Genomic DNA, 7,208 nt, shown 5'->3' on the forward strand with positions numbered 1-7,208 from the left:
GAGTCGCACGCCGGAGAAGCGGCGCACGCCTACCGATCCGGGTTGTGTCCACCACATCGCCTTTTCGGTGTCGCGCGTGACCTTCCTGCAGGCGGTCGCCCGGCTTGACGAGCGCGGCATCAAGCACAGCGACGTCAAGGATCGCGGCTTCATGGATTCGATTTATTTCGAGGATCCGCTCGGCCTGCTGATCGAGCTCGCCTCCTACCGCTTCGAGCCGCCGGCGGGCTTCACCCATGCCGACGTGCTGATGGAAGCACACAGGCTGCGGGTCGCGCGCGGCGACTACAATATCGCGGAAGTGCATCTGGCCGATGCGATCCAGGCGCTCGTCGAGCGTTCGCGCGCAACCTTGTCTGACGACCGGGCAGCGAAGAACCCATACTGAACAAACCAGAGGGAGGAACAAGATGGCCAAGACAGCGACGAAGAGTGCGAAGAAAACAGCCGCCAAGGCAGCCGCCAAGCCGGCGGCGAAAGCTGCGGCAAAGCCGGCAGCCGCCAAGCCCGCCGTGAAGGCGACGGCAAAAGCCGCGCCCAAGGCCAAGGCGAAGCCGGCGAAGAAACCGGCCGTGAAGCTCAGCATGCTGAAGCCCAGCGTCAACAACATGACTGTCCGGGTGTTCGCGCGCGCGGCCGGGCTGGACACCGCCGAGACCGATGCCTGGGGCCACACCCGTTCGCCGGAATTCATGGCGCGGAACCCCGCCCATTTGACGCCGATGATCGAGGACAAGGGCCTTCCCAGAGGCGTGTTGTGGGAAAGCTGCGCCATCATGCAATACCTCTCCAACAAGCACGGGCTGGAGAAATTCTATCCCAAGGCGCCGGCCAAGCGGGCGATGATCGACAGCGCCATGTTCTACCTGGTCGGTACGCTCTACCCCTATGTGGCGCGCGCCACCTATCCGTTCCTCGGCTTTCCGCAATATGCCGGCGAGGTCGGCCACAGCGACGCCCACCCCGACAGGAAGTCCGAAGCCCAGAAGGCGGCGATGGCCGCGATCGCCGAGCCGCTGGAGGTCTTTCACTCCTTCTTCAGGGATGGCAAGCCGTTCATCGGCGGCAAGAACCCGTCCATTGCCGATATTCGCCTGGCGGCGACGCTCGAATTCCTGGCCGTCATCGACTATCCTCTGCCCAAATGGGCGAAAGACTATGTGGCAGCGGTCGAGAAGAAGCTCGGCAAGGCCTATAGCGAGCCGGCCGGCGACGTGCGCGGCTACATCGCCTATGTGAAGTCGCAGGCCAAGGCCTCAGCTTAAGGATTCGTTAACCAAAGCCCTGTCTACTGGAGGCAATTCGCTTTCGGCCCGCGACCACGGATGTACTGGCGCAGAACGTCGTAGCGATAGGAAAGGTCGGCGCAATGCCGGCCTTTTTTGCTTTCGCACGCCATCTCTTTGTTGACGCAATTCCGGGACGGAAAACCGTTTCATACTTTTCCTGGAATTGCTCTATTGCCGGGGCGCGGTCGAGCAGCGATCGGGCCACGCAAGCCTCGTCCGCTGTCGCTTTTTTGGCGTCAACTTTTGCGGAGAGATATTGTCATTGCCGGCGTTGGCCCTACCATCCATTTTGACAGTCCGGCATGGATTGTCGGTCAGGCGCGAGATGAGGGCTGGCGATGAAAAGCGTTGTGAGGCGGGTTGCGGTTGCGGGCGTGATGCTGGCGAGCGCCATTCATACTTCAGATGCGGCTGAACTGAACACCATGAACGATGTCGGGGCTGCCATCCAGGCATGCTGGACGCCGCCGGCGGATGCCGGAACTGCCAGCGTTACCTTGAGCTTCAGCTTCAAGCGGGACGGCACGCTGATCGGCCCACCGAGGCCGACAGCCATCAAGGTGGATGGCGATGCCAAGGCGAAAAAATCGTTTGTCGATGCCGCAACTACGGCCTTGCAGAATTGCCTGCCCCTGACCTTCTCAGCGAAGCTGGCGCAAGGGATCGCCGGCAACGTGTTCACGTTGCAATTTGCCTCTCCCAAGTAGCTCACGAGCGGCGCAAGCCGCATTGCCAAGATGCGCTTGGCCCGTGCTGCACGGCTCAGTGGTGACTGCGCCTTGCCTTGGCGTGCCGGGCAAGATCGGGCGTCTCGAAGACGTAGTCGTTCCAGGCCGATTCCGGAACCTGGCCGGCCAGATAGCACTCCAGCAACAGGCTTTGCTCGGGGTTGAGAGGCCTTGGTGCGCGCTCGTGATCCAGCCCCAGCGAGTGAAACAGGTTTCTTGTCAGGTCGGAGACAGTGAAGTGGATCGACATCTGCGTTCTCCTTTGGCCATTCAACGCCGGAGACCGGGCAAAGGTTTCAAAAGCACATGGCGGTAACGCCGGATTGACTCCGGCCCGTTGCGCCGTGGCTCTCGGCGATCGTGGGGCTTGCCACATTGTTTTGGAGTTCGTCTCAATCTTGAAATAAAAATGTAATATCCAATTTACATGAGGCGACTTAATACACCAGGCGAAAATCTCTTCAGGTTGAAAAGCTTGTAGAAATTAGGTGTTACTTATTTAGCCGAAACTTGCCGAAGTCAAGGATTGTAATTCCAGGTTCTCTGCAACAAGGACCAAGTCGTCCCGATGATCCGTTTCTGGCCTCTCATGATGATCGTGCTGATATCGCTGGCGGTGGTTTTGTTCGGTACGCTTTCGTCCTACGCGGACAGCTGCGGCGCGATCAGAAGCCAGTTGCTTTCGGCCGGCCGCAGCGGCGGGGCGAGCCCGGAGCTTGGCCAGCTGCGCCGGCAACTTGCCGCCATCCAGACTATCGAGAGACAGCGACAGTGCTCGGCGAAAAGTTCGCTCGGTGGCCTCTTCAACGCTTGCGCCGATCTTGCCAGGAGCCGCGCGGATGTGCAGCGCCGGATCGCTGCCGCGGCGAATTCGGACCGGGACACATCGGGCCTGCAGGCGCGCTTCGTCGCGCTTGGCTGCGCGCCTTCTGCAAAGCAACGGCCGGCGCGCGCCGCGCCCGGCACCCAATCGGCGGGGGCCACGCTCGGCGGCAATGCGATGCTGTTTTGCGTGCGCCTGTCGGACGGGTATTTCTTCCCGGCGCCAAAGTCGCAATTCGCGGCCAGCGGCGATCTGAAGGAGACGGCCGATCAGTGCCGTTACATCTGTGATGATCCCAGCGTCGACCTCTACACGTTGAGCGACGCCAGCCTCGAAACCGACCAGATGGTCGCGCTCGATACGCGCAAGCCGTATACCGAGCTGCCGGCGGCCTTCAGATACCGCGATGACGCGAGTTTCAAGGCATGCGACGTCAAGCGCTACTACCAGCGGGTCACCGAACTGCGAGCCAGGACGGTGACCCCCGCCGACATGAGCAACGCCATCATTCCGCTGCCGACGGTAAAGCCGGATCTTGGCACCCCGGATCTTAGCACCGTTGCAGCCGTTCCGGTGCCCGATGCCGAAGCCCAGGGCGCCGCCCAGCACCAGTCGATCGAGGCCAGCAAGCGGGCGGTGCGTGTGGTCGGCCCGGCCTTCTTCCCTGCCGACTGAGCACCATTTGCGGATGACCGGCTGCCGCAAGCCTGTTGCGATCCGGCTGGATCCTGAAATCTGCCTGGAACAGAGGGGCGCTCACGGCGTTGTGATCGACATCAGCCAGGAGAAACGCCATGGCCACGTTCAGGGAAATGCGGGTGCTGGAGATCGTCGAAGACGGCTCCCTGACCGCCGAACAGAAAATCGCTGAACTCCGCGGGATTGAATCCGAGGCGCGCGGGCTTCAGCGGGCCGCCTCGGAGAGCCCGATGGGCGACGATGATGGCTGGCAGGACGATCTGCGCCAGGTTCGTCTTGCACTCGACAAGCTCGGTGCGAAAGAGCCGAAAAAGGGCGCCGCCTCGCTGTGAACGCAGGCCCACCGAAAGCTATTTGCCAATCGTTTTCTTCTTATCCGAAACCAGTTCCCCTTCCAGGGATCCTGCTCTAGTCGCAGAGCATGCGAGCCCTCTTGCCGGGTTCGCTGACGTTCCTGCATGTGAGTGGTTTTGCCGGGGCAGACAGGGACGCTGACGCGGGTAGCCTCGTCTGGTGCCGTCTGGGCGGCGCGGCATGCGTCATGACCCGGCGCTCTGAAAACCGCCTCGGCGGCTGCGGCGCTACCGGAAAGGCGCCGTTTTCGACCTCGGATGGCCCATAGTTGACATTCGCTGGCGGACGATCCCAGAAACGCCGGACATCGAGCGGTCTCGGGATGACGACGGTCCCGTCATAACTGCGCGAGCAGCCGCTGCCGAAAAGCAGCGCTAGCCCCATGAAAAAAGGCACAATCCGTCCAAGCATCAGCAATACCCCTGCCGGTGCTTATATAGCGGCTTCGACCCCGCCGACAACCGGGGCGGAACAACGCAGGCCGTGTCGGCCGATATGTCTAACCGGGCGTTAAGGTTAGCGGATCGTTAATGCTTCTCGGGCACATTCCGCCGACGAACCGCGGAGGAGGGTTCGGCCTTGGTTTTCGGGGTGGGGACGGCATGGCGGAAGCGGATGAAACAGTTGGCGCGCGCGGCAAGCGCGGGCCTCGCAAACCCACAGCGCATGGCGATGATGCGTCGTCGTCCGCCGCTTGCATGGATTCGAACGATGCGCTTCGCCAACTCGTCGAAGCCGGTTCGGACTGGGTCTGGGAGACCGACGCCGAGCTGCGCTTCTCCTGGCTTTCGCAAAACTATCAGGCAGCCACCGGCATCGATCCGGCAAACGTGCTTGGCCGGTTCCGCTTCGATTTCCTCAACCAGGTCCTGAACGGCGACCGCAGTGGCGCCGCGCATCTGGAGGATCTGCAGGCGCACCGGCCTTTTCGCGACTTCGTCTATGAGCTCAAGGGTGGCCGCGCCGATTGCCGCTGGGTTTTGACATCAGGCTTTCCAAGGTTCGACGGCGAGGGAAGATTTGCCGGCTATCGCGGCATCGGCCGCAACGTTACGGCACTGGCCAGCGCCTTCAAAAGTCCGGGGCAGGGACCGTCGACGGTCGGCGAACCCGACCGGCATCTGGTCGATCTCGAGCGGACGATGGACGCCATGCACATGGGCGTCGTGCTCCTCGACGCCAGGCTCGACACGCTGATCGTCAACAAGGCCTATCGCGACCTCTCCAGGATCCCGGACGGCGCTGTCACCGTCGGCGCTCCGTTCAGCCTGTTGATGGAACTTAACCGCCGTAACGGCATCTATGGCGACATCGACGAACAGCAATGGCAGCGCTACCTCGCCACCCGCATCGAGGAGATTCGCGCCGGCTCCGTCGCGCCACGCGAGTTTCCCCATGCCGACGGCCGGACGATGATGTTCTCGGTGACGGCGCTGTCCGGCGGCAAGCGGCTGTTGACCTATTATGAGGTCACCGAGATCAAGAACCGCGATGCCGAGATCGAGAGCGCCAACGCCAAGATCGCCGAGACCTTCGCCAATCTCCACACCATGGTCGACCAGATGCCGATCGGTGTCCTCGTCCTCGATGCCGATATGCGCGCCGAAGTCATCAACCGTGCCTTTTACGATTTCTGGCAGATCGATGCCCGGCGCGCCGAGATCGGCTGCAGCTTCCGCGATCTTATGGGCGCCAGCCGTGATGTCGATCCATATGGCACCGACGACGCGACATGGCAGCAGCACATGGCCGAGCGCGAAGCGGAAATCAGGGCCGGGACCGCTGGATCGCGGCAGTTCCCGCGCAATGACGGCCGCACGCTGATATCGTCGACGGCACCGTTGGCCGGCGGCAAGCGTCTGATCTCCTATGTCGACGTCACCGACATGAAAGACCGCGAGGCCGAACTTGCCGAGGCGCTGGAGAAAGCGCGACTGGCGGAAGCGGTGATCAATGCCGTCAAGGATCCGATCTTCGTCAAGGACGACCATCTGCGCTTCGTCTTCGTCAACGAGGCGTTCGCCGCTCTGTTTGGCCAGACGCCGCAAGCCATGCTCGGCAAGCCTGGAGGCGATTTCCTCACAACGAACGACGCCGCGCTTTTCGAACAGAGCGAACGGGACGTGCTTGCCACGGGACGCGCCTACGAAGTGGAAGAGAACTTCGAGGCCGATGGCGCCAGCCGCTCGCGCATCGTCAGGAAGAGCCGCGTCGGCATGGCCAGTGGCCGCAACTACGTTGCCGGCTTCCTGTTCGACATTTCCGACATGAAGCGCCGCGAGACCGAAGCTGAAGATGCGCGCAAGCATCTCGCCAGCGTGCTGGAATCCTTGCCGGCCGCCGTCATCATCTACGACCGCGACGATAAGTTCGTCTTCGCCAACCGCAAGCTGCAGGACACGCTGCCGGCGCTAAAGCCGTTCTGGCAGCCCGGCCGCACCTTCCGCGAAGCATTGGAGTTCGGCCATTCGGTCGGCTATTTCCGCTCGTGTGGCGATACCGAGCTCGACAAGCTTTACGAGGTCGATACCGAACGTTGGTCGGACGGCGTGCTGGCGCGCTACCGTCTGCCAAATTCGTCCTACGAGCGCCTCAATGCCGATGGGCGCTGGTACCAGGTCTACGACATGCGCACCGATGACGGCACGTTCATCGGCGTGCGCGTCGACATCACGGATTTAAAGAGCCGCGAGGCGGCGTTGCGCGACTCGATGCGCCAGATCGACCTGTTCCGCCACGTGCTGGACGAACTGCCGGTGGCCGCCTTCATCAAGGCGCAGGACCTGAGCATCGAATTCGTCAACAAGGCCTGGTGCGCGATCACAGGCTTGACCAAGGAGGATGTCATCGGCCGCACCGACCGCCAGCTGTTCGGTGCCCAGGACGCCGACAGCTACAGCCATGACGACACGCAAGTCGCCGTGACCGGTGCCGTCAGGGAGGTCGAGGAACCCGTCACCCATCGCGACGGCACGGTTAGGCAATTGATGACGCGCAAGAGCCGCCTGGTGGCGCTGGACGGATCGGTGCATCTGGTCGGCTCCAGCACCGACATCACCGACGTCAAGGCGCGCGAGCGCGCGCTGGAAGAAAGCATGCGCGAGAACGAGGTGTTCCGCAGCCTGATCGACAATGTGCCGGTGTCGATCTACGCCAAGCGTTCCGACCTCAGGCAGTTCTACGTCAACAAGGGCTGGTGCGATCTCACTGGCTTCAGCAAGGAAGAGGCTACCGGCAAGACCGACATCGAGATCTTCGGGCCGGATGGCCAGGCCTTCGTCGACAGCGACCTTGCGGTGCTGCGCACTGGTGAAA

The 7,208-nt window shown here is 62.3% G+C and carries 7 protein-coding genes; 6 read left to right on the forward strand and 1 reads right to left on the reverse strand.

The annotated features are described in order from the left end of the window. The 3 genes from EN935_RS15685 to EN935_RS15695 form a co-directional block, all read left to right on the forward strand. Positions 1-388, forward strand: a 388-nt coding sequence (locus EN935_RS15685; protein WP_127373429.1) for a VOC family protein, incomplete at its 5' end; no start/stop codon positions are given. Positions 389-410: 22 nt separating this feature from the next. After that, positions 411-1,265: a glutathione S-transferase family protein gene (locus tag EN935_RS15690; RefSeq protein ID WP_109665074.1), complete on the forward strand. Its 855-nt coding sequence runs from the start codon at positions 411-413 to the stop codon at positions 1,263-1,265. A 362-nt stretch (positions 1,266-1,627) separates the two neighbouring features. Continuing rightward, positions 1,628-1,996 carry a hypothetical protein gene (locus EN935_RS15695; RefSeq protein WP_127265568.1) on the forward strand — a complete coding sequence of 123 codons (369 nt, stop codon included), beginning with the start codon at positions 1,628-1,630 and terminating at the stop codon, positions 1,994-1,996. Positions 1,997-2,051: 55 nt separating this feature from the next. On the opposite strand, the gene EN935_RS15700 is transcribed toward EN935_RS15695, so the two are convergent. Further along, positions 2,052-2,267: a hypothetical protein gene (locus EN935_RS15700; protein ID WP_109665080.1), complete on the reverse strand. Its 216-nt coding sequence runs from the start codon at positions 2,265-2,267 to the stop codon at positions 2,052-2,054. Positions 2,268-2,585: 318 nt separating this feature from the next. On the opposite strand from EN935_RS15700, the gene EN935_RS15705 reads away from it, so the two are divergent. From EN935_RS15705 to EN935_RS15720, 3 genes are all read left to right on the forward strand, one after another. Then, a complete protein-coding gene (locus tag EN935_RS15705) occupies positions 2,586-3,515 on the forward strand; it encodes a DUF2865 domain-containing protein (protein WP_127373430.1) in 930 nt (309 codons plus the stop codon). 119 nt (positions 3,516-3,634) lie between these two features. Continuing rightward, positions 3,635-3,871: a hypothetical protein gene (locus EN935_RS15710; RefSeq protein ID WP_109665088.1), complete on the forward strand. Its 237-nt coding sequence runs from the start codon at positions 3,635-3,637 to the stop codon at positions 3,869-3,871. A gap of 624 nt (positions 3,872-4,495) precedes the next feature. After that, positions 4,496-7,208: PAS domain-containing protein (locus EN935_RS15720; protein WP_164771151.1), on the forward strand; the 2,713-nt coding region annotated here is incomplete at its 3' end.

Source organism: Mesorhizobium sp. M7D.F.Ca.US.004.03.1.1 (assembly GCF_003998635.1).
In the GTDB taxonomy this organism is placed as follows: domain Bacteria; phylum Pseudomonadota; class Alphaproteobacteria; order Rhizobiales; family Rhizobiaceae; genus Mesorhizobium; species Mesorhizobium loti.

What these genes read in the sequence shown, in the direction of transcription:
- EN935_RS15690 (WP_109665074.1), top strand. Translation starts at nt 411, where the DNA reads ATGGCCAAGACAGCGACGAAGAGTGCGAAGAAAACAGCCGCCAAGGCA.
- EN935_RS15695 (WP_127265568.1), top strand. Translation starts at nt 1,628, where the DNA reads ATGAAAAGCGTTGTGAGGCGGGTTGCGGTTGCGGGCGTGATGCTGGCG.
- EN935_RS15700 (WP_109665080.1), bottom strand. Translation starts at nt 2,267, where the DNA reads ATGTCGATCCACTTCACTGTCTCCGACCTGACAAGAAACCTGTTTCAC.
- EN935_RS15705 (WP_127373430.1), top strand. Translation starts at nt 2,586, where the DNA reads ATGATCCGTTTCTGGCCTCTCATGATGATCGTGCTGATATCGCTGGCG.
- EN935_RS15710 (WP_109665088.1), top strand. Translation starts at nt 3,635, where the DNA reads ATGGCCACGTTCAGGGAAATGCGGGTGCTGGAGATCGTCGAAGACGGC.